Here is a 24,467-nt window from a genome sequence, read left to right on the forward strand (position 1 = left end):
TTGAGTCGGATACACAATTGTGTTTCAACCAGAACCCCTGTGGGAGCGGGCTTGCCCGCGATGCTTTTATTGGGCGCGCAGGCTCTCAAGCAACTTGTGCGTCGGATACCCATCCGCCGGCCAGCCCAGCGCCTGCTGGGCACTGCGAATGGCCTTGCGGGTATTGGCGCCGATAATTCCGTCCGCCGTGCCGGCGTCATAATTACGCGCACTCAATAGCGTCTGCAGTTCGATGCGCTCGGTGCGGCTCAGCGGCAGATCATCTTTCGGCCAGTCGCCATTGATCAGGCCCGCGCCTTCAAAGCGCTCGGACAGCAGGCTCACCGCCAGCGCATACGACGACGAATTGTTGTACTTGAGAATCGCCCGGAAGTTGTCGAGGATCAGGAACGCCGGGCCGCGATAACCGGCCGGCAGCAGCAGGGCGGCCGACAGTTGTTCGGAACCGGCTGGCACCTGCGCGCCATTGGGCAGGTTCACGCCCAGTTGCCGCCATTCGGCGACGCTTTTGCGAATCGCGCCATCGGCCAGGGTGTAGTTGAAGCCGCTCGGCAATTGCACTTCGAAACCCCACGGCTGGCCACGCTGCCAGCCCGAGCTTTGCAGGTAATGCGCGGTCGAGGCCAGCGCATCGGCCGGGCTGCCCCAGATGTCGCGGCGACCGTCACCGTCAAAGTCCACGGCGTGGGTGTTGTAAGTGGTCGGAATGAACTGGGTCTGGCCCATCGCGCCGGCCCAGGAACCGAGCATTTTCTCCGGGGTGATATCGCCCTGCTGCAGAATCTGCAGGGCGGCAATCAATTGCGCGTGAGCAAAGCCAGGACGACGGCCTTCGTAGGCGAGAGTGGCCAACGAGTTGATCACCGACTTGCTGCCCTGAAACTGACCGAAATTGCTTTCCATGCCCCACACCGACACCAGCGCCTGGCGATCAACGCCATAACGCTGCTCGATGCTTTGCAGAATGTCGGCGTACTGATTGATCAACGCCTGGCCCTTGCGGACGCGCAATGGCGACAGCGCACCATCGAGGTATTCCCACACCGGGCGGGAAAACTCCGGCTGACTGCGATCGGCACGGATCACGCTGGCATCGAAGCTGATATTGGCAAATGCCTGATCGAACAGCTCGGGGCGAATCCCGGCGGCGAGGGCGTCCTTGCGGAAGCCCGCCTGCCATTCGGCAAAGGTCTGGGTCGGTTGAATATCGAGCGGGTCGGCGGACGGCACTACCGGCGGAATAATCGCTGGGGCCGTGGTAACCGGGGCGGCTTGAAGCGGTTGTGCATCGGCGGCGGTGGGTTTTTCCGCGCAGGCGACAAGCAGAATGAAGCTGGAGGCAGCGATCAATTGGCGCACGGGCCAACGACGGGAAAGACTTGGGGGCATGCACAGTTCCAGGGAAACGAATCAGGTGCAGACCTTAACATGAGCGAGGGGTAGTGCGCTTCAGGCAGCCAGAAAGTAAAAAGCCTCCCGGTTGTCAGACCGGAAGGCTTCGCGGCGGTAGCTGCCTTTACCCTTGATTGGTCGTTCCTGGCGACTGCGGAACAGGGGCTGGGCGACGATGGATTTGGCCTTGTTTGGGCCATGCTTTGCTGGCTTTTTGCTCATGAGGGTTCTCTCGGTGTGGTGGTTTTGCGCCGGGAATAATCTGCCGATGTGGCGCGTCTGTCCAGTAGCTCATGCGTAGGAATATTCTGGCGCTTTCGCGAGCAGGCTCGCTCCCACATTGGTACGCGGTCACCTGTGGGAGTGAGCCTGCTCGCGAATGGACGCTGCGCGGTCGACTGCCTTATTCGGCAGGCAAAGACAGTCGCTGGCCAGCCATCAACAACGCCAGACGACTCAAGCTCATCCACGGCGAACCCGCCGCCTGGCCCTTGATCTGCGCGTCGATACGCTGCGCTTCGAGCAGCAATTGCGCCCAGCGTTGCGCCGAGTAGCGTTGCAAAGCCTTGCTCATCAGCGGCTTGCGCTTGTCCCAGACCGGCGGTTTCGACTGGCTGAAACACTTGTCCAGTGGCGTGCCCTGGCTGTATTGCAGGGAAATGTTGGCCAACAGGCGCAACTCCCGCGCCAGTGCCCAGAGGATCACCGGCGGTTCGACGCCTTCGCCGCGCAAACCTTCGAGCATGCGCAAGGCGTGGGCCGGTTCGCCGTTGAGCACCGCGTCGGTCAGGCCGAACACGTCAAACCGCGCACTATCGGCCACGGCGGCTTGCACGGTTTCGACGGTGATCTGCCCACCTTCGGCCATCAACTTGAGCTTTTCGATTTCCTGGGCAGCGGCGAGCAGGTTGCCTTCGACACGTGCGGCAATCAATTCGACCGCGTCCTGACTGGCCGATAGACCGGCCTGGGACAGGCGCTGACGAATCCAGCTCGGCAGCTGATTGGCATCCACCGGCCAGATCTGCACGAACTGGGTTTGCTGGCCTTCGACCAGCGCCTTGCCCCACTTGGTTTTCTGCGCGCTGCCATCGAGCTTCGGCAAGCTGATCAGCAGGACAGTGTCTTCAGCAGGGCGTGAGCAGTATTCGATCAGCGCGGCGGCGCCTTTGTCGCCAGGCTTGCCCGACGGCAGGCGCAGCTCCAGCAGGCGTTTTTCAGCGAACAGCGACATGCTCGCGCCGGCCTGCAGCAACGTACCCCAATCGAAATTGGCGTCGGCGGCGAAGACTTGGCGTTCGTCGAAACCTTGCTGGCGGGCAGCGGTGCGGATGGCGTCGGCGGCTTCCTGACACAGCAGCGGGTCATCGCCGCTGATGATGTAGACCGGCGCGAGTGCGCCTTGCAGGTGTTTGCCGAGTTGCGCGGGAGCGAGCTTCATAAGAAAGGGCGAACGGGGCGCCTGGGCGCCCCGGCCGTCTTACTGCTGCGGGATTTCGAGCGGCGACTGACGAGGAGTTTCCGCCTCAGCCTTCTGTGCCGCTTCCAGCGCATCGGCTTCAGCCTTGGCGCGGTCATTGGCGGTTTGCTGCAGTTGCTGCAACTGGCCCGGGGTCAGCTGCGACAGGCGCAGCATCATGCGCTGCACCAGCTCGCGACGGATTTCATGACGGGCGTCGTTGGCTTCCTGATCGGAGCCGACGAGGTTGTTGCCGTCGTGAATGAACACCTTCTGCACTTCGAGCTTGTCGCTGATCAGCGACAGGTCTTTCTCGCCGCGGATGTCATAGCTCAGCACAGTGCTGACCTGATACTCGCCTGTGCGCCCGGCACCGGCATAGCTGAGGATGCGCTGGCTTTCCTGCTCGTCAGCCAGATACAGCTTGTACGGCGCGCCGCTGTAAACCTTGACGCCGCTGGACTCCAGCGTCTGACGCAGCTGTGTCACGGTTTCGCCGTAAGCGTTACGCGCGCTCAGGTCGATTTCCTTGATCGACAGTTCGTTGGTGCCGGTACCACGCAACTGGAAACCGCAGGCGCTCAGCAGAACGGCGAGGCCCATCACCAGCAGATTGCGTTTGATCATTGTGTTGCTCCCCTTGAAACCAGGTGAGCCGACTCTGCGGCCCGAAAGGTTTTACTGGCTGCCAGGCGAGCCTGGCAGCCGATCCAATTTAGCTGGCGACGATGTTGACCAGTTTGCCCGGCACCACGATCACTTTGCGAATGGTCAGGCCGTCGACGAAACGCAGCACGTTTTCGTTGATGCGCGCGGCGGCTTCGATCTCTTCGCGGGTGGCGCTGGCCGGCATTTCGATCTGCCCGCGCAGCTTGCCGTTGACCTGAATGACCAGGGTCAGGTTGTCCTGCACCAAGGCACTTTCGTCCACGGCCGGCCAGCCTGCATCGATCACCGCATCGGCGTGACCCAACTGCTTCCACAGTTCGTGGCTGATGTGCGGGGTGATTGGCGCCAGCAGCAGGGTCACCGCTTCCAGACCTTCATGCAGCAGCGCGCGGTCCTGTTCGGTGCCTTGGGCTGCTTTTTCCAGCACGTTCATCAGCGTCATCACCTGAGCGATGGCGGTGTTGAATTTGTGGTTCTGGCCGACGTCATGGCTGGCCTGCTTGATCGCCAGGTGGATCGCACGACGCACGGTTTTCTGCTCGTCGCTCAACGCGGCGATATCCAGTTTGCCCGGCAGGCCCTGGGTGACGTGGGCTTGCGCCAGACGCCAGACGCGCTTGAGAAAACGGTGCGAACCTTCAACGCCGGAGTCAGACCATTCCGCGCTCATGTCAGGCGGCGAGGCGAACATCATGAACAGGCGGCAGGTGTCGGCGCCGAACTGGTCGATCATCGACTGCGGGTCGACGCCGTTGTTCTTCGACTTGGCCATCTTCTCGGTACCGCCGATTTCCACCGGCAGGCCGTCGGATTTCAGCTTGGCGCTGATCACCTTGGCTTTGCTGTCACGCTCAAGTTCCACGTCTGCCGGGTTGAACCAGGTGTAGGCACCGTTGGCTTCGCGACGATAGTAAGTCTCGGCGATCACCATGCCCTGGGTCAGCAGGTTCTTGAACGGCTCGTTGGAGCTGACCAGACCTTCGTCGCGCATCAACTTGTGGAAGAAGCGTGCGTAGAGCAGGTGCAGAATGGCGTGTTCGATACCACCGATGTACTGATCCACCGGCAGCCAGTGATCGGCAGCGGATTTTTCTACCAGGCCGCCTTCAAAGTGCGGCGAGGCGTAGCGGGCGTAGTACCACGACGACTCGACGAAGGTGTCCATGGTGTCGGTTTCACGCTTGGCCGGCGCGCCGCATTTCGGGCAGCTGCATTCGTAGAACTCGGGCATGCGCGCCAGCGGCGAACCGGCGCCGTCCGGCACCACGTCTTCCGGCAGAACGACAGGCAGTTGATCTTCCGGCACCGGCACGTCGCCGCAGGTGGCGCAGTGGATGATCGGGATCGGGCAGCCCCAGTAGCGCTGGCGGCTGATGCCCCAGTCGCGCAGGCGGAACTGGGTGCGCGAGGCGCCGAGTTCTTTCTTGATCAGCGCCACTTCCATGGCGTCGAACGCGCCGGCGAAGTCGAGGCCGTCGAACTCACCGGAGTTGATCAGCGTGCCGTGCTCGCCGTAAGCGTCCTGCCACGGCGCCGGGTTGCTGTCACCGGAGCTGGTGCGCACCACCGATTTCACCGGCAGGTTGTACTTGTGAGCGAATTCGAAATCGCGCTCGTCGTGCGCCGGAACCGCCATGACCGCGCCGTCGCCGTAATGCATCAGCACGTAGTTGGCGACCCACACCGGCAGCTTCTCGCCGGTCAGCGGGTGCTCGACGAACAGGCCGGTCGGCAGGCCTTTCTTTTCCTGGGTGGCGACATCGGCTTCAGCGACGCTACCGCCCTTGCATTCAGCGATGAACGCTTGCAGCTCGGGATTGTTCTGCGCGGCCAGGGTGGCCAGCGGGTGCTCGGCAGCGACTGCGACATAGGTCGCACCCATCAGGGTATCCGGACGGGTGGTGAAGACTTTCAGGGTGCCGGCTTCGCCGATCGAATCGACGTTGTACGGGAACTGCACTTCCATGCCACGGGACTTGCCGATCCAGTTGCGCTGCATGGTCTTGACCTGTTCCGGCCAGCCAGTCAGTTCGTCGAGGCTTTCCAGCAGCTCGTCGGCGTAAGCGGTGATCTTGAAGTAGTACATCGGGATTTCGCGCTTTTCGATCAGCGCGCCGGAGCGCCAGCCACGGCCGTCGATGACTTGCTCGTTGGCCAGAACGGTCTGGTCGACCGGGTCCCAGTTCACGGTGCCGTTTTTACGGTAGATCACGCCTTTTTCGAACAGGCGCGTGAACAGCCATTGTTCCCAGCGGTAGTAGTCCGGCTTGCAGGTGGTCACTTCACGGGACCAGTCCACCGCGAGGCCGAGGCTGCGCAGTTGCGACTTCATGTAGGCGATGTTCTCGTAGGTCCACTTGGCGGGCGCTACGTTGTTTTTCATTGCGGCGTTTTCCGCCGGCATGCCGAACGCATCCCAACCCATGGGCTGCAGAACATTCTTGCCCTGCATGCGCTGGTAGCGCGAGATCACGTCGCCGATGGTGTAGTTGCGCACGTGGCCCATGTGCAGCTTGCCGCTGGGGTAAGGGAACATCGACAGGCAGTAGTAGGTTTCCTTGCCTGGCTGTTCACTGACTTCAAAGGACTTTTGCTCATCCCAGAACGACTGGGCGGCGGCTTCGATCTCACGTGGCTGATATTGTTCGTGCATGGCTACTTTTGTACTGGATAGGGGTGGCCTAATCCTCTTCGACGGCGGCATCCGGGATGGCCCGGGTGCGCTGGAAGTGGAATGACAGGAAGCGCCGTAGCATACATGACCGCGCTTGGCCGAGGGAAACCCTGATTACAGCTGTTTGCCAGAGCTTTTGGACGACGAGGGCCGTTGGTCGCGGCGTGTAGCCGGTTCGTGCAGCGAAGCTAAGCTCTAATTGGGGAGTGAGTCTTATCTTCAATGAGGTGAGGGATGGTGGAGCAACGGAAAAAGAACGTAACGAAACCCGAGTTGTATGAAAGGTTGATCGATCGTCTGGGCATGGCGCTGGACGCCGTGAAAACCGCTGACCGGCTGCGCGACGAGCGCCCCCTGGAACTGGAATTGCGTGGCTTGAGTCCCGCCGAGTTCAAACTGGTCAAGGCCTATCTGGATCGCAGTGAACGTGAAACGCAGGGATGCCTGTCTCAAGCAGTGAAGCAGCTCGATGCAGCACATTCGGCCAAGGTCATCTGGCTCAAGGACAAGGCGCCGCGCAGAGACACCGGCAAGGTGCGTTCTGTGCAGGCCAAGTAAGCGCATGGCAGGTCATGAAACGGATCTTTTGCAACCGGATCCGGCCTACTGGTTGTAACGCGTAATCAACACTCTTAGGCTTCGGGCATCTTTGGAGATGCCCGATGCCCTTTCGCTATTTCATCAAACAACTTTTACTGCCGCCCGGCATTCTTTTGCTGCTGTTGCTGGCCGCCTGGTGGCTGCGCCGCTCGCGGCCGCGTCTGGCGGGTGTGTGTTTTGCCCTCGGCTTTGGCGGCCTGTGGCTGATGAGCCTGCCGGTGGTAGTGCAGTGGAGCGCCAAGGCGCTGGAACGAGAGCCGCCGCTGGCGCGGCAGGAATGGGCAACGCTGGCGCAACGCGCCGATGCGATCGTGGTGCTGGGCTCGGGGCGTGAGCGCGGTGATCTGGCCTGGGGCGAAGACCAGCCGACCGGCGTCGGCCTTGAGCGTCAGCGTTACGCCGCACGCCTGGCCAAGGCCTCGGGCCTGCCGATTCTGACCAGCGGCGGCCTGCATTACGGCACGCCCCCGACCGAGGCGAAGTTGATGGCGGATTCGTTGCGTGATGACTTCGACGTGAGCGTGCGCTGGCAGGAAGGCGAGAGCCGTACCACATGGGAGAACGCGAAGATGACGGCAGATATCCTCTTGCCCCAGGGGATCAAGCGGGTTGTCGTGGTGACGCAGGCGTGGCACATGCCGCGTGCGGTGTGGAGCTTTGAGCAGGCGGGATTCGAAGTGGTGCCGGCGCCGGTGGGTTTCCTCGGTACCGATAATGCCCGGCCGTTCGGAGGCTGGCTGCCGGAATTCAAGTCGATCTGGCAGAGCGGGCAATTGCTCAATGAGGCGGTGGGGCAGGTAGGGTATTCGTTGTTTTACCGCTGAAGATCATTGTGGCGAGGGGATTTATCCCCGAGGGGGCGCGTAGCGGCCCCTCTCTTACCTTCAGAAGAGGGGTCTGCTGCGCACTCCAGCGGGGATAAATCCCCTCGCCACATTTCTCAGAGGGTCTTCGACATGCGGCTGGCCATCAACGCCCAGCCAAACAGCAGCAGGCACAACACGATCAGCGGCCACGAGCGCCATTGCAGGTACGGCGTCAGGTCGTGCATCGGTACCACTTCGCCATACAACACGCCTTGTTCGAACTGCGGAATCTGCTCGGTGATCTGCCCGAACGGGTTGATCAGGCCGGTGACGCCGTTGTTGGTCGCGCGGATCATCCAGCGTCCGGCTTCCAGCGCGCGCATCTGCGCCATTTGCAGGTGTTGCAGCGGGCCGATGGACGTGCCGAACCAGGTGTCGTTGCTGATCGTCAGCAGCAGATCACTGCGTGCCGACAGGCCGGCGGCGAATTCCGGATAGACCACTTCGTAGCAGATAAACGGTGCGATCTGGTAACCCTTGGCTTGCAAGAGCGCTTGATCCGACGGGCCGCGCGCGAAGTCCGACATTGGCAGGTCGAAGAACGCGATCAAGCCGCGCAACACGTCCTGCAACGGCACGTACTCGCCGAACGGCACCAGTTTCTGCTTCAGATAAGTGCCGTCGCCTTCGCCGACCACGGTGATGCCGTTGAAGAAGCGCCGTTCGTGATGCACGGTCTGGCGGATCGGCACACCGGTGATCAACGCTGACTTACGCTCGGCGGCGAAGTTGCCCATCATCGTCAGGTAGCCCTCGGCGGACTCCTTCAACACCGGCACGGCGGTTTCCGGCCAGATCAGCAGATCGACCGGTTTGGAGCGGAAGCTCAGATCACGGTACAGCGCCAGTTGCGCGTTGAGCTCGGCCGGGTCCCATTTCATGCTTTGCGCGACATTGCCCTGAATTGCGGCCACGGTCAGCGGTGCGCCGGACGGGCTGGTCCACGCGTGGCCTTTGAGGGCGATACCTGCTACCCAAGGCCCCGCCAGAAGTACCACACCGGCCGCGATGAAAACCTTGCGACGAGCGTGCAACAAGCGCGGCGCGTTGTAGATCAGCGCTGCGGTCAGTGCCAGAACAAACGACACCAGCCACATGCCGCCCACCGGCGCGAGCCCGGCCAGCGGGCCATCGAGCTGGCTGTAACCGGAATAAAGCCATGGGAAACCGGTGAGGAACCAGCCGCGAAAGGCTTCCTGGCCGACCCACAACGCCGCAAACGCCAAGGCATCCGCCAGCGGTGCTTCGTTACGCCGCAACCAGCGCGCCCAAAGCCACGCGGGCAGGGCAAAGAACCAGGCAATCGCCGCGGTGAACAGCAGCATCAAGAACCCGGCGAGCAACACCGAAGCGCCGCCGAAATGATGAATGCTGTAATAGATCCAGCTGGTGCCGGCACCGAACAGGCCGAAGCCGAAGCACCAGCCACGGCCGAGCGCCTGACGCGGGCTCAGCTCACGCAAACCGGCGTAGAAAAAACCGACCGCGAGCAAAGCTAGCGGCCAGATGTTGAACGGGGCGAGAGCGAAGGTGGTAATTGCACCGGCCGCCACGGCCAGCAGGTTACCGGGCCAGCCGGGGCGGGTTGTCCAGCGCATTTCAGTCCTTAGAATTAACGAGCAATTGGCGTCAGACGCAGCAAATGAATCCGACGGCTGTCGGCGTTCAGGATGCGGAAGCGATAGGCGCCGATTTCAGTGATTTCGTTGCGTTTTGGCAAGTGGCCGAACGCGCTCATCACCAGACCGCCGACGGTGTCGAACTCGTCGTCGGAGAATTCGCTGTCGAAGAACTCGTTGAAGTTCTCGATCGGCGTCAGCGCCTTGATCAGGAAATCACCGCTGGGCAGGGGTTTGATGTAGCTGTCTTCTTCGACGTCGTGCTCGTCTTCGATGTCGCCGACGATCTGTTCCAGCACGTCTTCGATGGTCACCAGGCCGGCCACACCGCCGTACTCGTCGATCACGATGGCCATGTGGTTGTGGTTGGCGCGGAATTCACGCAGCAGCACGTTCAGACGCTTGGACTCCGGCACGAAGGTGGCCGGGCGCAGCAGATCTTTGATGTTGAAGCTGTCGCCGTTCTCCTTGAGGATCAGCGGCAGGAGATCCTTGGCCAGCAGCACGCCCATCACGTCGTCATGGCTTTCGCCGATGACCGGATAGCGCGAGTGGGCCGAGTCGACTACGGCAGGGAGGAATTCGCGGGGTGTCTGGGTCGCCTTGATGCTGATCATCTGCGAGCGCGGCACCATGATGTCGCGCACTTGCAGGTCAGCCACCTGAATGGCGCCTTCGACGATGGCCAGCGCTTCGCTGTCCAGCAGTTTGTTCTGATGTGCATCACGCAGCAGCTCGAGGAGCTCCTGACGGTTCTTCGGCTCGTGGGCAAAAGCCTGGGTCAGTTTACCCAGCCATGACTTCTGCCCGTTGCTCGATCGATCTTCGCTCATAGCGATTACTCTGAATCCTTTGTTGTAACGATGGGGGAGTGTTCGGTTTCGTCGTCCGCGTACGGATCGGGATAGCCCAGTTCAGCAAGCAACTCGCGTTCCAGTGCTTCCATTTCTTCGGCTTCGTCGTCATCTATATGGTCGTAACCCAGCAGATGCAAGCAGCCGTGAATGACCAGATGTGCCCAGTGGGCCTTTAGTTCCTTGCCCTGCTCGGCGGCTTCGCGTTCGACCACGGCCACGCAGATCACCAGATCGCCGAGCAGCGGGATATCGAGAAACTCGTCAGGCACTTCCGCCGGGAACGACAACACATTGGTCGCGTAGTCCTTGTGGCGCCAGGTGTGATTGAGCTCGCGGCCTTCTTCCTCGTCGACCAGACGAATGGTCATTTCCGAATCAGCGCTGCGCTGGCGCAGGGCCAGTTCGCACCACTGACGGAACTCGGCTTCACTCGGCGCGCTGGCCTCGGTGGCGATTTGCAGATCCAGCTCAAGCATCGCGCGAGGCTTCCTTCGCAGCTTCGGCACGGGTCTCGAAGCGCTCGTAGGCCTCGACGATCCGCTGCACCAACGGGTGGCGCACGACGTCTTTGGGCTGGAAATGGGTGAAGCTGATGCCCGGCACGTCTTTGAGCACTTCGATCACATGGTGCAAGCCGGACTTGGTGCCGCGCGGCAGGTCGACCTGGGTGATGTCGCCGGTGATCACGGCGGTGGAGCCGAAGCCGATGCGCGTGAGGAACATCTTCATCTGCTCGACGGTGGTGTTCTGGCTCTCGTCGAGAATGATGAAGCTGTTGTTCAGCGTACGACCGCGCATGTAGGCCAGCGGTGCGACTTCGATCACCTGTTTCTCGATCAGCTTGGCGACGTATTCGAAACCGAGCATTTCGTACAGCGCGTCGTAGAGCGGGCGCAGGTACGGGTCGATCTTCTGTGACAGGTCGCCGGGCAGGAAGCCGAGTTTTTCCCCCGCTTCGACCGCCGGACGCACCAGCAGGATGCGGCGGATCTGCTCGCGCTCCAGTGCGTCAACCGCGCAGGCCACGGCCAGATAGGTCTTGCCGGTACCGGCTGGGCCGATGCCGAAGTTGATGTCGTTACCGAGGATTTCCTTCACGTAGCGTTGCTGATTCAAGCCGCGCGGGCGAATCATGCCTTTCTTGGTGCGCAGGGCGACGGTCGCTTCGGCAGGGGCCGGGTTGTCGATATCTGCTGATTCCTGAATGAACAGGTGCACCAGGTCTGGCGACAGCTCGGTACCCTTGGTTTCCCGGTACAGGCGGCGCAGCAGGTTTTCTGCGGACGTGGTGAGTTTTGGATCGCCAATCAACTCGAACTGGTTTCCGCGATTGCGGATCTCGATGGCCAGGCGCTGTTCGATCAAGCGCAAATGCTCGTCGAATTGCCCGCACAGATTGGCGAAGCGGCGAGCCTCAAAAGGCTCGAGGAGAAAACGATGTGGTTCGATGGGTGCGTTCAAGGTCGTATTTAGCCGCCCTGGGGCAATTAGGATGAAATCAAGGATAACGCCAGTGACGTGGGTGCGAAAGCTCTTAAATATCGAGGCTGCTTTGCAACCCATTCTCTGTGGCTGGCGGGGTCTTTTGTGGTGAGGGGATAAATCCCCTCATCACAGAAGCCCCATCCACAATGCGATGGTGTTATTGAACCAGCGAGCCACGCAGTGAGTGCGGTTGCGCGGCGTCGATGTGCACGTCGGCGAACTGACCGATCAGGGTGGGATTGTCGCAGCGGAAGTTGACGATACGGTTATTCTCGGTACGGCCCTGCAGCTCGCCCGGGTCTTTCTTCGAGTAATCGGTCACCAGAATGCGCTGGATCGAGCCGACCATTTGTCGGCTGATCTCGAAGCCCTGCTGATTCAGACGATGTTGCAGCGCGTTCAGGCGTTCTTTCTTCAATTCTTCCGGCGTGTCGTCGGCCAGATCGGCAGCGGGCGTGCCCGGGCGCTGGCTATAGACGAACGAGTAGGAGAAATCGAAGCCGACATCGGCAATCAGCTTCATGGTCTGTTCGAAGTCCTTTTCGGTTTCGCCGGGGAAACCGACGATGAAGTCCGAACTGATGCAGATCCCCGGTACGGCGGCGCGCAATTTGCGCAGCTTGGATTTGTACTCCAGCGCCGTGTGGTTACGCTTCATCGCCGCGAGAATCCGGTCCGAGCCCGACTGCACCGGCAAGTGCAGGTGCTTGACCAGTTCCGGCACTTCGGCGTGGGCCTGGATCAGGCTGTCGGAGAACTCCAGCGGGTGCGAGGTGGTGTAGCGGATGCGGTCTATGCCATCGACAGCGGCGACCACGCGGATCAGTTCGGCCAGATCGGCCAGACGACCGTCGTGGGTCTGGCCGCGATAGCCGTTGACGTTCTGCCCGAGCAAGGTCACTTCACGCACGCCGTGTTCGGCCAGGTGAATGATTTCCGCGATCACGTCGTCGAACGGTCGGCTGACCTCTTCGCCACGAGTGTACGGCACCACGCAGAACGTGCAGTACTTGCTGCAACCTTCCATCACCGACACGTAGGCACTCGGGCCGTCGATACGCGGCTCCGGCAGGTGGTCGAATTTTTCGATTTCCGGGAACGACACGTCGACCTGCGGCAGCTTGCTGCTGCGCGCGGCGTCGATCATTTCCGGCAGACGGTGCAGGGTCTGCGGGCCGAACACCACATCGACGTACGGCGCGCGATCGCGGATCGCCGCGCCTTCCTGACTGGCCACACAACCGCCGACGGCGATGACCATGTCCGGGTTGGCCAGCTTCAGTTCGCGCCAGCGGCCGAGTTGCGAATACACGCGGTCTTGCGCGCGTTCGCGGATCGAGCAGGTGTTGAGCAGAATCACGTCGGCGTCTTCCGCGCGAGCGGTGACTTCCAGGGCCTGATGTTCGCCCAGCAGATCGACCATGCGCGAGCTGTCGTACTCGTTCATCTGGCAACCGTGGGTTTCGATGTAAAGCTTCTTGGCCATGGATTCGGGTCGTCACGTGATTCAAAGAACCGCGCATTATAGGGAACAAGCCGTCAGGTTCCTACCGCTGTGCGTCCGGTGGCTATGCTATAGTTCGCGCCCTCATTTTTACCCCGATGTTATCCGCCCGCCATGACCAAACGCGAAGCTCCAATCTACAAGGTGATTTTCCTCAACCAGGGCCAGGTGTTCGAAATGTACGCCAAGCAGATCTATCAAAGTGATCTGTGGGGTTTCCTGGAAGTTGAAGAATTCGTCTTTGGCGAGCGTACGCAAATGGTCGTCGACCCGAGCGAAGAAAAGCTCAAGGCGCAATTCGAAGGCGTGGTGCGCAGCTTTGTACCGATGCATTCGATCGTGCGCATCGACGAAGTGGAACGTCTGGGCACGCCGAAAATCAGCGAAGCCCGGGGCGCGGTCGGCAATGTCATGCCGTTTCCGATGCCGATGCCTGAGAAGTAAGCACAGCTTTGGATTTGGAATGATGTTGTGGTGAGGGGATTTAGCGAAACGTCGCACCGCCCCGCTCGGCTGCGAAGCAGTCGCAATCCATCCAGCAATATGTGTCAGACAGAACCGGGTTGCAGGGTTTGGGGCTGCTTCGCAGCCCAACGGGGATGAATCCCCTCGCCACAGGTCATCTCCACAGCCTTTAGGGCAGTGGGGAGAATGGCGTGCGCCCATCGGCGTTCTGCAGTTCCATCAGGTATTTGCGGAAAATCTGCCCGAGCACCTGAGTGGCGGTTTCGAGATCTTCGCGGGACATTTTTTCCGAGACTTCGTCAGCCGTGTCCAATGCCTCTTCAGCACCGTTGACCGCTGCCATCTTCAGCACGATGTAGGCCTGGATATTGTTGGCCTGCACGCCTTCGCCGTGGAAGAACATGCTGCCGAGCTTGAATTGCGCCTGGGCGTGGCCTTGCAGCGAGGCCTTTTCGAAATAGCTCAGGGCTTGATTGAGGTCGCGCGGCGCGTTCTTGCCGTCGTAGTAGAACTCACCCAACTCGTATTGCGCTTGCGCGTCCCCTTCGTCCGCCGCTTTCTGGCAGGCGGCCAATGCCTGCGTGACGTCTTGCGGCTGAGTATTGAGGGTGCAACGACCCATCGCCGGGATCAACAACGAGTTGCCGCCTGCTTGTGCATGCGCGAGCAGGGGCTGAAGGAGCAACAGGCAGCCCAATGCAAGGGTGCGGCCGGTGCGGTTCATGGGAATCGACTTACCTCTGAAGGGCACGCGGACCCGTCGAGGGATCCAATAAGCGCGCATTATGAAATAAGCAGGGCCAACCTTACAAAGTCTTTACTCGTTTTTCTGCTGCGTGGGGAATATATCGCCCGATTCAGGCAGGATTTTCGCAGACGCGTCGGAAAAACCGAGCGGATGTAGGCGAAAGCTGACGCTGGCCATAGCCAACGTCAGCGGTACGGCGATTATTTCAATGCGGCGAAGGCACGCTCGGCGGCGTCCAGCGTCAGTTGCAACTCGGCTTCGCCATGGGCGATCGAGGTGAAACCGGCTTCGAAAGCGCTCGGCGCCAGGTACACGCCACCTTCCAGCATCAAGTGGAAGAAGCGACCGAACATTGCTGCGTCGCTGGCCATCACGTCGTCGAAGGTGACGATGTCGTCGGCGCCGCTGAAGTACAGACCGAACATGCCGCCGGCCTGAGTGGTCACGAACGGGATGCCCGCAGCATCGGCACGCTGCTGCAGACCGTCGAGCATGCGCGCGGTGTAGTCGGTCAGTTCGGCGTGGAAGCCCGGGCGGCTGATCAGGCGCAGGGTCGTCAGGCCGGCAGCCATCGCCAGCGGATTGCCCGACAACGTACCGGCCTGATACACCGGACCGAGCGGGGCGATGCGCTGCATGATCTCGCGTTTACCTCCGAAGCAGCCCACCGGCATACCGCCGCCGATGATCTTGCCGAAAGTGGTCAGGTCCGGCGTCACACCGTAGTGCGCCTGGGCACCGCCGAGGGCGACGCGGAAACCGGTCATCACTTCGTCGAAAATCAACACCACGCCGTGCTTGTCGCACAGCGAACGCAGGCCTTCGAGGAAGCCCGGCGCTGGCGGCACGCAGTTCATGTTGCCGGCGACCGGCTCGACGATGATGCACGCCACGTCCTCGCCCACTTCGGCGAGCATCGCTTCAACCGCGTCGATGTCGTTGAACGGCAGGGTCAGGGTGTGTTTGGCGAACGCTGCCGGCACGCCGGCCGAGCTCGGTACGCCCTGGGTCAGAGCGCCGGAACCGGCCTTGACCAGCAGGCTGTCGGAGTGGCCGTGGTAGCAGCCTTCGAATTTGATGATGCTGTCGCGCCCGGTGTAACCACGGGCCAGACGGATCGCACTCATGGTCGCTTCGGTGCCGGAGCTGACCATGCGCACCATGTCCATCGACGGCACCAGCGAGCAGACCAGATCGGCCATCTCGGTTTCCATCGACGTCGGCGCGCCGTAGGACAGGCCGTGTTGCAGCTGATTGCGCACCGCGTCGAGCACGTCCGGATGGCTGTGGCCAAGGATCATCGGGCCCCACGAACCCACGTAATCGACATAGCGCTTGTCATCTTCGTCGGTGACGTAAGCGCCTTCGGCGTGTTTGAAGAACAGCGGGGTGCCGCCGACGCTCTTGAACGCGCGCACCGGCGAGTTGACGCCGCCGGGGATGTGTTTCTGAGCATTGGCAAACAGGGTTTCGGAACGAGACATGATCGGGCTCTCAAATCAGATTTTCAGAAGTTCGTTGAAGGCGCGGGCGCGGCGGGTCACTTCGGCGCTGCTCTCGGCGCCGAACAAACCGTGGATCACGGCGAGCAGATCGACACCGTGCTCGACCAGCGGCGCGGCGTTATCGAGGGTGATGCCGCCAATCGCGCAGACCGGCAAGTGCAGCGTGCGTTTGGCTTCGTCGAGCAAGTCGAGGCTGCAACTCGGCGCACCGGGTTTGGTGGTGGAATTGAAGAAGCGGCCGAAGGCAACGTAACTCGCGCCTTCTTTGGCAGCCTGTTCGGCCAGAGCGATTTGCCCATGGCAGGTCGAGCCGATGATGGCTTTCGAACCGAGCAGGGCGCGGGTCGGCGACAGCGGGCCGTCGGTCTGCCCGAGGTGCACGCCGACGTTGAGGCGTGCGGCCAGCTCGGCGTCATCGTTGATGATCAGTTGCGTCTTGTAGCGCTCGCACAGGTTGCGCAACGCTTCGGCCTCGCGCAGACGGCGGGCCTCGTCGCTGCTCTTGTCGCGGTATTGCAGCAGGGTGACGCCGCCGTCGAGCGCCGCCTCCACGTAAGACAGAAACTTGCCGGCCAGCAACTGGCTGTCGGTAATGGCATACAGGCCACGTAGTTTCATCGGGCAGACCTCACGACGTTACGAGCAGAAATCCAGCGGCAGGCGACGCGGCACGAACTGGCCTTTGCCCAGTTGTTCGGCATCGCGCAGCGTCCGCCAGGTGTAATCCAGCGCACTGCGCACGGCACTGGCCAGGTGCTCGCCCTGGGCCAGGCGACCGGCCAAAGCGCTGGCCAATGTGCAACCGGAGCCGTGATAGCTGCCCGGCAGGCGCTGGCAGATAAAGGTTTCGCGCAGGCCGTCGCGGCTGTACACGCGGTTGTGGATTTCAGTTTCGTCGCCATGTCCGCCGGTAATCAGCAGGTTTTTGACGAATGGCAGGAGTTTTTCCGCGCACTCGTCGGCCGTGCCTTCGGGCAGTTCGGCGAGGATGCGCGCTTCAGGAAGATTGGGCGTGGCAATGATCGACAGCGGCAGCAGACGCTCGCGCATCGCGTAGCCGACCTCGTCCTTGCCCAGGCGTCCGCCGCCGCCGGCACGCAGCACCGGGTCGCAGACCACCGGCAGATGCGGGTGCGCCGAGAGCAGTTCGACGACCGTGTCGACCATATCCAGAGAACCGAGCATGCCCAGTTTCACTGCGGCGACTTCGGAGTCGTTGAGCACGGCGTTGGCCTGGGCCAGTACCCACTCACGGTCGAGGACGCGAAAGTCAGTGACGTTGACCGTGTCTTGCACGGTCAGGGCGGTGACGGCCGGAGCCGCATGGCAACCCTGCGCGAGCAAGGCTTCGATATCTGCCTGCAAGCCGGCGCCACCACTGGGGTCGTGGCCGGAGAGACAGAGGACAACGGGGCGGGAGCTGTAGATATTCATGGTGCGCGAGCTTACCACCAAAGCTGATTTTGGGGTGTGGGTGGCAGAGCAAGATAAATGCAGGAGCTGCCGGAGGCTGCGATCTTTGACGTTCCTGACCATTCCAACAGCTCTATCTCGGTGCTTTGCCCTGGAACGCCCGTTCTAGAGCCGTTGTAGGAAAAATTTCCATGGTGCTCAATGGCCATCAACGGCTATGCTAGGCTGGATCCAAACAATCACAGGTAATACCGGTTTTACGTCTACTCAAAGGGAATGGGGGGCTTCCTGACACAACCGGACGAGCCACGCTGGGGCTTCAATGCGCTATTTGCTGATGTTGCTGTTCTGCTTGCCCCTCATGGCGAGCGCCGTCGAATTCGACGAATTCACCCAGAGCCTGCCACTGGGCCGATCGCTGCAAGTGTTCGAAGACCCGAGCGGTCAGGCGACGATTGCCGACGTCCGCGCGCAAGATGCCGCCGGCCAGTTCAAAACCCACGACAAAGCCACGCTCAACGCCGGTTACTCGCGCTCGGCGTTCTGGCTGAAGATCGACCTGCATTACCGCCCGAGCAACCCGGCCGCCCAGCGCACCTGGCTGCTGGAGCTGGCGTATCCGCCGCTTGATCACCTCGACCTTTACTTGCCCGACGCCAGTGGCGCCTACCGACTGGTGCGCCAGACCGGCGATGCCTTGCCTTTCGCGAGTCGCGAGATCCGCCAGAACAACTACCTGTTCGACCTTCCCTTCAAGCCGGATCAACAGCAGGCGCTGTACCTGCGACTGGCCAGCGAAGGCTCGATCCAGGCGCCGGTGACGTTGTGGTCGAGCACCGCGTACCTCGAAGACCAACCGGTGCGCCTGTATGTGCTCGGCATCATTTATGGCGTGCTGCTGGGGATGCTGGTCTACAACCTGTTCATCTACCTGAGCGTGCGCGACACCAGTTACCTCTATTACATCTTCTATATCGGCTCGTTCGGCCTCTATCAATTGTCGGTGAATGGCGCGGCGGTCGAGTATTTCTGGCCGGACAACCCATGGTGGGCCAACGCCGCGACGCCATTCTTCATCGGTTGCGCCGGGCTTTTCGGCAGCCAGTTCGCCCGCAGTTTCCTGCAGACCAAGACCCACAGCCCTTGGCTGGATCGCTTGCTGATCGGCCTGATTGTCTTCAGTGCGCTGGTGATCGGCCTGTCGCTGATGACCAGCTACGCCCTGGCCCTGCGCCTGGCGACCACGCTGGCGCTGACCTTCACCGTGGTGATCTTTGCCGCCGGGATTCTTGCCTGGTGGCGCGGCTTGCGCGTGGCGCGTTACTTCATCATCGCCTGGTCGGCGTTCCTGCTCGGCGGCATCGTCAACACGCTGATGGTGCTGGGCCTGCTGCCCAACGTGTTCCTGACCATGTACGCCAGCCAGATCGGCTCGGCGATCGAGGTGGCGCTGCTGTCGCTGGCGCTGGCCGATCGCATCAACGCCATGCGCGAACAACAGGCGCAGACCTTGTTCGACGCCGGGCAGAAACTCGAAGTGCTCAACCAGCAACTGGCCCACAGCAACAAGCTCAAGGATGAATTCCTCGCCACGCTGACCCACGAACTGCGCACGCCGATGAACGGCGTGATCGGTTCGCTGGAGCTGATGCAGACCGTCGACCTCGATCCCGAGCTTGAGCAATATCAACAGACTGCCGCCGGTTCCGCCCGCGACATGATGCGCATGGTCAATGGCATCCTCACGCTCACTGAGTTGCAGGCCGGCAAGCTCAAGGCGACGCCGGGCAGTTTCAGCCTGCGCGGCGTGATCGAAGCGTTGCGCGTGCAGTTCGAAGGCAATGCAGCGAGCAAGTCGCTGGACTTCAAGGTCGAGGTGCTGCCGACCCTGCCGGATCGCTTGCTCGGCGACAGCGCGAAACTGGCGCAGTGCCTGGAATGCCTGCTGGACAATGCGATCAAGTTCACCCGCGTCGGCGGGTTGGCGCTGCGCGTCACCGGGCGGCCGTCGGCGGATGAGCGCATGGCGCTGTCGTTTGCGGTGATCGACACCGGCATCGGTTTCACTGATCTGGGCGAGGCCACGCTGTATCAGCGTTTCTTCCAGCTCGACGGTTCGATGACTCGAGAATACGGCGGCCTGGGGGTGGGTCTGGCGATCTGCCGGCAACTGGTCGAATTGCTCGGCGGCAAACTCACCCATCGCTCCGAGCCGGGACGCGGCAGCCGCTTCCAGCTTGATGTCGAATTCGAACTGCCGGTGATCGAAGCGCCTGCGGATCAGCCGACCCGCGATTGCATTCGTGCGCCGCAGGACTGCACGGTGCTGCTGGTGGACGACAACAGCGTCAACCAACTGGTGATGCGTGGCATGTTGCTCAAGCTCGGTTTCCGCGTGCGCAGCGCTGATAACGGCGCCGCGGCGCTGGACTGCCTGCAACGGGAAAGCTTCGATGCGGTGCTGATCGATTGCCAGTTGCCCAGCCACGAAGGCGCATCGCTGTGCTGCCAGATCCATGCATTGCCAGGCTGCGCGCATTTGCCAGTGTTCATGTTGGCGCTGAGCGCTGACCGCGAGCAATGCGCCCCGGGCGCGCCTATCGACTATCTGCACAAACCGGTGAAATTCGAGGATCTGCAGGCTGCGTTGCAGCGCCGCGTGCTCAGTTGCTGATGGGGTAAAAGCGCCGCAAAAACGGCGCCTATGACACTTTGTTCAAAAAAGCACCAGTGCTTAACTGGTGCCATTGCTGAACACGGAGCGCCGTCATGAACCTGCATCAGTTCGCCGAAACCCACGAAGTCACCAATCAGCCGCCGTCGCTGGACGGCAGCAACCTGTACCGCATCGACCTGCCGCTGCGGGAGTGGTCGCGGCGTTTTGGTGCCGGTTGGGCCGAGTCGCGCATCGATGCCTATGGCGCACTCGCGGGTGGGCCTTTGATGGAGGCGGGGTTTCTCGCCAACCAGAACAAACCGGTGTTTGCCAGCCATGATCGCTACGGCCATCGCATCGATCTGGTCGAGTTTCACCCGGCTTACCACGAGCTGATGCGCACGGCGATCGAACATGGCCTGACCTCGCTGCCTTGGGCACACCCGCAGGACGGCGCGCATGTCGCCCGCGCTTCGATGACCTATCTGCACAGCCAGGCCGAGGCCGGCAGTGGTTGCCCGCTGACCATGACCTTCGCCAGCGTGCCGGCCCTGCGCTTGCAGCCGGAGCTGGCTGAGCAGTGGCTGCCGAAAGTCCTCGCCACCGAATACGATCCACGCAACGTCGGCATGGCGCACAAGGCCGGCGTGACCATCGGCATGGCGATGACCGAGAAGCAGGGCGGCACCGATGTCCGCGCCAACACCACCAAGGCTTACCCGGTCGGCGCCAGCGGCCCGGGTCAGGCCTATGAACTGGTCGGGCACAAGTGGTTCTGCTCGGCGCCGATGTGCGACGCCTTCCTTACCTTGGCGCAAACCGACAAGGGCTTGAGTTGCTTTCTGCTGCCGCGCCATCGCCCGGACGACACGCGCAATCAGTTCTACATCCAGCGTCTGAAAAACAAACTCGGCAACCAGTCCAACGCCTCCAGCGAAGTGGAGTTTCGTGGGGCGCTGGCATGGATGATCGGCGAAGAAGGGCGCGGCGTGCCGACCATTATCGAAATGGTGGCGATGACTCGCTTCGATTGCATGGTCGGCTCCAGCTCGCTGATGCGCCAAGCGCTGACCCAGGCCAGCCATCACTGCGCGCACCGCAAGGTCGGCGGCAAATTGCTCAGCGAGCAACCGCTGATGCAAAACGTACTCGCCGATCTGGCCCTGGAAAGCGAAGCGGCGTTGGCGCTGAGTCTGCGCATGGGCAAGGCGCTCGATCATCTGGATGATCGCCACGAAGCGCAATTCGCGCGGCTGGTGACGGCAGTGGGCAAATACTGGATCTGCAAGCGCGCGCCAGGAATGATCAACGAAGCCGCCGAATGCATGGGCGGTGCTGGATATGTCGAGGACAGCATCCTGCCGCGCCTGTACCGCGAAGCGCCGGTGAATTCGACGTGGGAAGGGTCGGGGAATGTGCAATGTCTCGACGTGCTGCGCGCGTTGTCGAAGGAGCCGGGTGTGTTGGATGTGCTGTTCAGCGAACTGGGCGACGGCCATGGCGACAAGCGTCTGGCCGCGCACATTCAGCAGTTGCAGGCGCAGTTCAAGGACACCAGTGACATTCAGTATCGGGCGCGGCAGTTGACCGAAGACATTGCCCTTGGATTGCAGGCCAAACTGTTGCTGGAGGCTGGGAATTCCGTGGTCAGCGATGCCTTCATTGCCAGCCGTCTGAGCGGTGGCGGCCGCGTCTACGGCGCGTTGCCGCGTGGGCTGAACGTCGAAGCGATCGTCGCACGCTCGACTCCACAGCTTTTCTGACCGCAATTTTCCCGACACCACAAAACCCTGTGGGAGCTGGCTTGCCAGCGATGGCGGTCTGTCAGTCAACATCGATGTTGAATGTGACGGCCTCATCGCTGGCAAGCCAGCTCCCACAGGGATTCGGGTTACCTGAAAGATTTCGGTACACCCACAACGCCACTGTTCCCGTGCGTCCACGATGCAGGCAAGATGAAGCTCTGCAAGTCAGAACACAGGAAGCTGATCGTGACCGAAGCGTTTATTGTCGTTCAAACCGCCGAACAAGCCGTGGATCGTCTGGCCGAGTTGCATGAGCGGGCCACCACTGCGCTGAATTCTGCCCTCAAGCGTTACCTCAAGGACCGCGTCGAGCCCGACGCCGAACAGCGTGCCCTGTTTCGTTATCCCGAACTGCGTCTGACCTACCACTGCCAGGGCGAAGTGCCGCAGACCACCCGCGCTTACGCCAAGGTGCAGTTGCCCGGTACTTACAGCGTCACCGTCACCCACCCGGCGGCGTTTCGCAAATACCTGCTCGAACAACTGACGCCGTTGATGCACGACTTCACCGTGACCGTCGAAGTCGGCGTCAGCCAGCAGAACATTCCGTATCCGTATGTGGTCGAGCAGGGCGATGAACTGGCCGGTTCCGGCGTCACTGCAGCGGTGCTGGCGCGGGTGTTCCCGAGTACTGACCTGTCCGCCGCTACCGATGGCATTGCCGACGGCCTCTACGACTGGGAAAACACCGATCCGCTGCCACTGGCGCTGTTCGACGCCGCGCGCGTGGATTTCTCGCTGCGCCGTCTGGTGCATTACACCGGCAGTGACTGGCGCCATGTGCAGCCGTGGATTCTGCTGACCAACTATCACCGCTACGTCGATCAGTTCATCGTTCATGGTCTGGAGCAGTTGCGCCGCGACCCGCGTTTCGTGCGCATGGTCCTGCCGGGCAACGTGATCATCGAGAAGAGCATGGACCACGGCGAAGCCTCGGCGATTGCCGCCGGTGTGGTCTGGCACCGTTACCAGATGCCGGCCTATCACCTGATCGCCAGCGATGGCCACGGCGTGACGCTGGTCAACATCGGTGTCGGCCCGTCCAACGCCAAGAACATCACCGATCACCTGGCCGTGCTGCGCCCGCATTGCTGGCTGATGATCGGCCACTGCGGCGGCCTGCGTCAGTCGCAGACCATCGGCGACTATGTGCTGGCTCACGCCTACATGCGTCGCGACGGCATTCTTGATCGTGTGGTGCCGCCGAATATTCCCATCCCGGCACTGGCCGAAGTGCAGCTTGCTCTGCAGCAGGCGGCGGCGAATGTCACCGGCGAGAAGGGCGACGACCTGAAGAAACGCCTGCGCACCGGCACGGTTCTGACCTACGACGACCGTAACTGGGAACTGCGCTGGGCTCAGGAACGGCCGCTGATCAACCTGTCCCGCGCGGTGGCGGTGGATATGGAAAGCGGCACGATTGCAGCGCAAGGTTATCGCCTGCGTGTGCCTTACGGCACGTTGCTCTGCGTTTCGGACAAACCACTGCACAGCGAAATCAAACTGCCGGGCTCGGCCAACGCCTTCTATGAACGTGCGGTCAGCCAGCATTTGAAAATCGGCATCGAAGCGGTGGATCTGCTGCGTACCGAACTCAACTCGCTGCACTCGCGCAAACTGCGCAGCTTCGACGAGCCGCCGTTCCGTTAACGGTTAGTCGTGGTCATTTGGCGGTCGGGGCACTAGCATTGTCAGCCCTGATCGCTAAATGTTCTGTCTCTTATGTCCCGTCCCCCGCGTCCACCTTCCCGCCGTCCCGGCGTGAAGCCTCAGTCTTCTGCCCCGCGCCGTGTTGCCAAAGCACCACCGGCCGAGCCGAAACTGATCCTGTTCAACAAACCCTTCGATGTGCTGACGCAATTCAGCGACGGTGAAGGGCGGGCGACACTCAAGGATTACATCGATGTGCCGGGGATTTACCCGGCCGGACGTCTGGATCGCGACAGCGAAGGTTTGTTGCTGCTGACCAACGACGGCCAGTTGCAGGCGCGCATCGCCGATCCGAAACACAAACTGGCGAAGACTTATTGGGTGCAGGTGGAGGGCGAGCCGACGGCCGAGCAGTTGCAGCGCCTGCGCGATGGCGTCGAGCTGAATGACGGCATGACTCTGCCCGCCGAAGCGCGGCAATTGGCTGAGCCGCAATTGTGGCCGCGCAATCCGCCGGTACGCTTTCGCGCGACCATACCGACTTCGTGGCTGGAACTGGTGATTCGCGAAGGGCGCAACCGTCAGGTGCGGCGCATGACGGCGGCGGTCGGATTGCCGACGTTGCGGCTGGTGCGGGTCAGGATTGGCGACTGGACGATTGAAGGGCTCGATCAGGGCCAGTGGCAGGAAGTGCCGGCGCGCTTATAAGGCGCCGGATTCGATCAGGCCGATCACCACACTCTTGATGATGAACGCGGCCACGCCCAGGCCCAGCACGAAAAACAGAATGAACGAGCCGAACCGCCCGGCCTTGGACTTCTTCGCCAGATCCCAGACGATGAAACCCATGAAAACGATCAGGATGCTGACCAGACCGGTCATCATCCACTCTTCGAACAGTGCTGGATCCATTGGCGATCTCCGGCGCGGACAGGGCTGAAAGGGCGGCGGCGAGTATACGCCATGGTCGGATGGCGGGGCATTGATCTGCGTCGCCTGTGCCGGCCCCTTCGCGAGCAGGCTCGCTCCCACAGGTTGAAATGCATTCCCCGGTGGGAGCGAGCCTGCTCGCGAAAGCGATTTCAGCGACGCAAATGAGT

General features: G+C 61.7%; 22 protein-coding genes. 7 read left to right on the forward strand and 15 right to left on the reverse strand.

The genetic code is table 11. The features are described 5' to 3' along the window. Positions 1 to 66 precede the first annotated feature (66 nt). The 5 genes from AC0IXA_RS19890 to leuS all read right to left on the reverse strand — a co-directional run bounded on the left by AC0IXA_RS19890 (position 67) and on the right by leuS (position 6,173). On the reverse strand, positions 67 to 1,389 hold the full coding sequence (locus AC0IXA_RS19890; RefSeq protein WP_016773034.1) for a lytic murein transglycosylase: 1,323 nt from the start codon (positions 1,387 to 1,389) through the stop codon (positions 67 to 69). Positions 1,390 to 1,449: 60 nt separating this feature from the next. Next, positions 1,450 to 1,614 carry an alternative ribosome rescue factor ArfA gene (gene arfA, locus AC0IXA_RS19895; protein WP_341639254.1) on the reverse strand — a complete coding sequence of 55 codons (165 nt, stop codon included), beginning with the start codon at positions 1,612 to 1,614 and terminating at the stop codon, positions 1,450 to 1,452. Positions 1,615 to 1,795: 181 nt separating this feature from the next. Next, positions 1,796 to 2,833, reverse strand: coding sequence for a DNA polymerase III subunit delta (holA, locus tag AC0IXA_RS19900; RefSeq protein WP_041477726.1), 1,038 nt, complete (start codon positions 2,831 to 2,833; stop codon positions 1,796 to 1,798). A gap of 39 nt (positions 2,834 to 2,872) precedes the next feature. After that, entirely contained in the window at positions 2,873 to 3,478 is a 606-nt protein-coding gene (locus AC0IXA_RS19905; RefSeq protein ID WP_341639253.1) for an LPS-assembly lipoprotein LptE, read from the reverse strand. A gap of 88 nt (positions 3,479 to 3,566) precedes the next feature. Then, positions 3,567 to 6,173, reverse strand: a complete 2,607-nt coding sequence (gene leuS, locus AC0IXA_RS19910) for a leucine--tRNA ligase (RefSeq protein WP_471814371.1) — start codon at positions 6,171 to 6,173, stop codon at positions 3,567 to 3,569. Between the two features lie 255 nt (positions 6,174 to 6,428). On the opposite strand from leuS, the gene AC0IXA_RS19915 reads away from it, so the two are divergent. Then, positions 6,429 to 6,752, forward strand: coding sequence for a hypothetical protein (locus tag AC0IXA_RS19915; RefSeq protein WP_024014441.1), 324 nt, complete (start codon positions 6,429 to 6,431; stop codon positions 6,750 to 6,752). A gap of 104 nt (positions 6,753 to 6,856) precedes the next feature. Beyond that, a complete protein-coding gene (locus AC0IXA_RS19920) occupies positions 6,857 to 7,618 on the forward strand; it encodes a YdcF family protein (RefSeq protein ID WP_122610972.1) in 762 nt (253 codons plus the stop codon). Positions 7,619 to 7,734: 116 nt separating this feature from the next. On the opposite strand, the gene lnt is transcribed toward AC0IXA_RS19920, so the two are convergent. The 5 genes from lnt to miaB all read right to left on the reverse strand — a co-directional run bounded on the left by lnt (position 7,735) and on the right by miaB (position 13,107). Continuing rightward, positions 7,735 to 9,258, reverse strand: coding sequence for an apolipoprotein N-acyltransferase (lnt, locus tag AC0IXA_RS19925; RefSeq protein WP_341639251.1), 1,524 nt, complete (start codon positions 9,256 to 9,258; stop codon positions 7,735 to 7,737). 14 nt (positions 9,259 to 9,272) lie between these two features. Next, positions 9,273 to 10,112 carry an HlyC/CorC family transporter gene (locus tag AC0IXA_RS19930; protein ID WP_007909641.1) on the reverse strand — a complete coding sequence of 280 codons (840 nt, stop codon included), beginning with the start codon at positions 10,110 to 10,112 and terminating at the stop codon, positions 9,273 to 9,275. 5 nt (positions 10,113 to 10,117) lie between these two features. Beyond that, positions 10,118 to 10,612 (reverse strand): rRNA maturation RNase YbeY, encoded by a 495-nt coding sequence (gene ybeY, locus AC0IXA_RS19935; RefSeq protein WP_016773042.1) that lies wholly within the window; start codon positions 10,610 to 10,612, stop codon positions 10,118 to 10,120. Beyond that, complete coding sequence (locus AC0IXA_RS19940; RefSeq protein WP_016773043.1) at positions 10,605 to 11,597, reverse strand: PhoH family protein; 993 nt, start codon at positions 11,595 to 11,597, stop codon at positions 10,605 to 10,607. Before AC0IXA_RS19940 ends, ybeY begins: the two co-directional genes overlap by 8 nt. A 181-nt stretch (positions 11,598 to 11,778) precedes the next feature. Then, positions 11,779 to 13,107, reverse strand: coding sequence for a tRNA (N6-isopentenyl adenosine(37)-C2)-methylthiotransferase MiaB (miaB, locus tag AC0IXA_RS19945; RefSeq protein ID WP_041477732.1), 1,329 nt, complete (start codon positions 13,105 to 13,107; stop codon positions 11,779 to 11,781). Positions 13,108 to 13,239: 132 nt separating this feature from the next. Here miaB and AC0IXA_RS19950 point away from each other — a divergent pair, with 132 nt between their 5' ends. Further along, a complete protein-coding gene (locus AC0IXA_RS19950) occupies positions 13,240 to 13,569 on the forward strand; it encodes a DUF1820 family protein (RefSeq protein ID WP_016773045.1) in 330 nt (109 codons plus the stop codon). Between the two features lie 190 nt (positions 13,570 to 13,759). On the opposite strand, the gene AC0IXA_RS19955 is transcribed toward AC0IXA_RS19950, so the two are convergent. The 4 genes from AC0IXA_RS19955 to AC0IXA_RS19970 all read right to left on the reverse strand — a co-directional run bounded on the left by AC0IXA_RS19955 (position 13,760) and on the right by AC0IXA_RS19970 (position 17,277). After that, positions 13,760 to 14,314: a tetratricopeptide repeat protein gene (locus tag AC0IXA_RS19955; protein WP_016773046.1), complete on the reverse strand. Its 555-nt coding sequence runs from the start codon at positions 14,312 to 14,314 to the stop codon at positions 13,760 to 13,762. A gap of 224 nt (positions 14,315 to 14,538) precedes the next feature. Next, positions 14,539 to 15,822 carry a glutamate-1-semialdehyde 2,1-aminomutase gene (hemL, locus tag AC0IXA_RS19960; protein ID WP_016773047.1) on the reverse strand — a complete coding sequence of 428 codons (1,284 nt, stop codon included), beginning with the start codon at positions 15,820 to 15,822 and terminating at the stop codon, positions 14,539 to 14,541. A gap of 15 nt (positions 15,823 to 15,837) precedes the next feature. After that, positions 15,838 to 16,461, reverse strand: a complete 624-nt coding sequence (gene thiE, locus AC0IXA_RS19965) for a thiamine phosphate synthase (RefSeq protein ID WP_024014437.1) — start codon at positions 16,459 to 16,461, stop codon at positions 15,838 to 15,840. Positions 16,462 to 16,479: 18 nt separating this feature from the next. After that, the gene (locus AC0IXA_RS19970; protein ID WP_122705986.1) at positions 16,480 to 17,277 is read right to left on the reverse strand and encodes a hydroxymethylpyrimidine/phosphomethylpyrimidine kinase; all 798 of its coding nucleotides are present in this window, start codon (positions 17,275 to 17,277) and stop codon (positions 16,480 to 16,482) included. Between the two features lie 301 nt (positions 17,278 to 17,578). Here AC0IXA_RS19970 and AC0IXA_RS19975 point away from each other — a divergent pair, with 301 nt between their 5' ends. The 4 genes from AC0IXA_RS19975 to AC0IXA_RS19990 all read left to right on the forward strand — a co-directional run bounded on the left by AC0IXA_RS19975 (position 17,579) and on the right by AC0IXA_RS19990 (position 24,075). Then, the gene (locus tag AC0IXA_RS19975) at positions 17,579 to 19,930 is read left to right on the forward strand and encodes a 7TM diverse intracellular signaling domain-containing protein (protein WP_471814372.1); all 2,352 of its coding nucleotides are present in this window, start codon (positions 17,579 to 17,581) and stop codon (positions 19,928 to 19,930) included. A gap of 95 nt (positions 19,931 to 20,025) precedes the next feature. Continuing rightward, the gene (locus AC0IXA_RS19980) at positions 20,026 to 21,675 is read left to right on the forward strand and encodes an acyl-CoA dehydrogenase family protein (RefSeq protein ID WP_471814373.1); all 1,650 of its coding nucleotides are present in this window, start codon (positions 20,026 to 20,028) and stop codon (positions 21,673 to 21,675) included. A 192-nt stretch (positions 21,676 to 21,867) separates the two neighbouring features. After that, on the forward strand, positions 21,868 to 23,367 hold the full coding sequence (gene amn / locus AC0IXA_RS19985) for an AMP nucleosidase (RefSeq protein ID WP_016773051.1): 1,500 nt from the start codon (positions 21,868 to 21,870) through the stop codon (positions 23,365 to 23,367). Between the two features lie 72 nt (positions 23,368 to 23,439). After that, a complete protein-coding gene (locus AC0IXA_RS19990; RefSeq protein ID WP_016773052.1) occupies positions 23,440 to 24,075 on the forward strand; it encodes a pseudouridine synthase in 636 nt (211 codons plus the stop codon). Here the strand turns inward: AC0IXA_RS19990 and AC0IXA_RS19995 are convergent. Continuing rightward, a complete protein-coding gene (locus tag AC0IXA_RS19995) occupies positions 24,070 to 24,279 on the reverse strand; it encodes a DUF2788 domain-containing protein (RefSeq protein ID WP_341639246.1) in 210 nt (69 codons plus the stop codon). The two genes, AC0IXA_RS19990 and AC0IXA_RS19995, sit on opposite strands and share 6 nt — an antisense overlap. Positions 24,280 to 24,467: the final 188 nt, after the last annotated feature.

This window comes from Pseudomonas sp. AC083 (assembly GCF_979253165.1).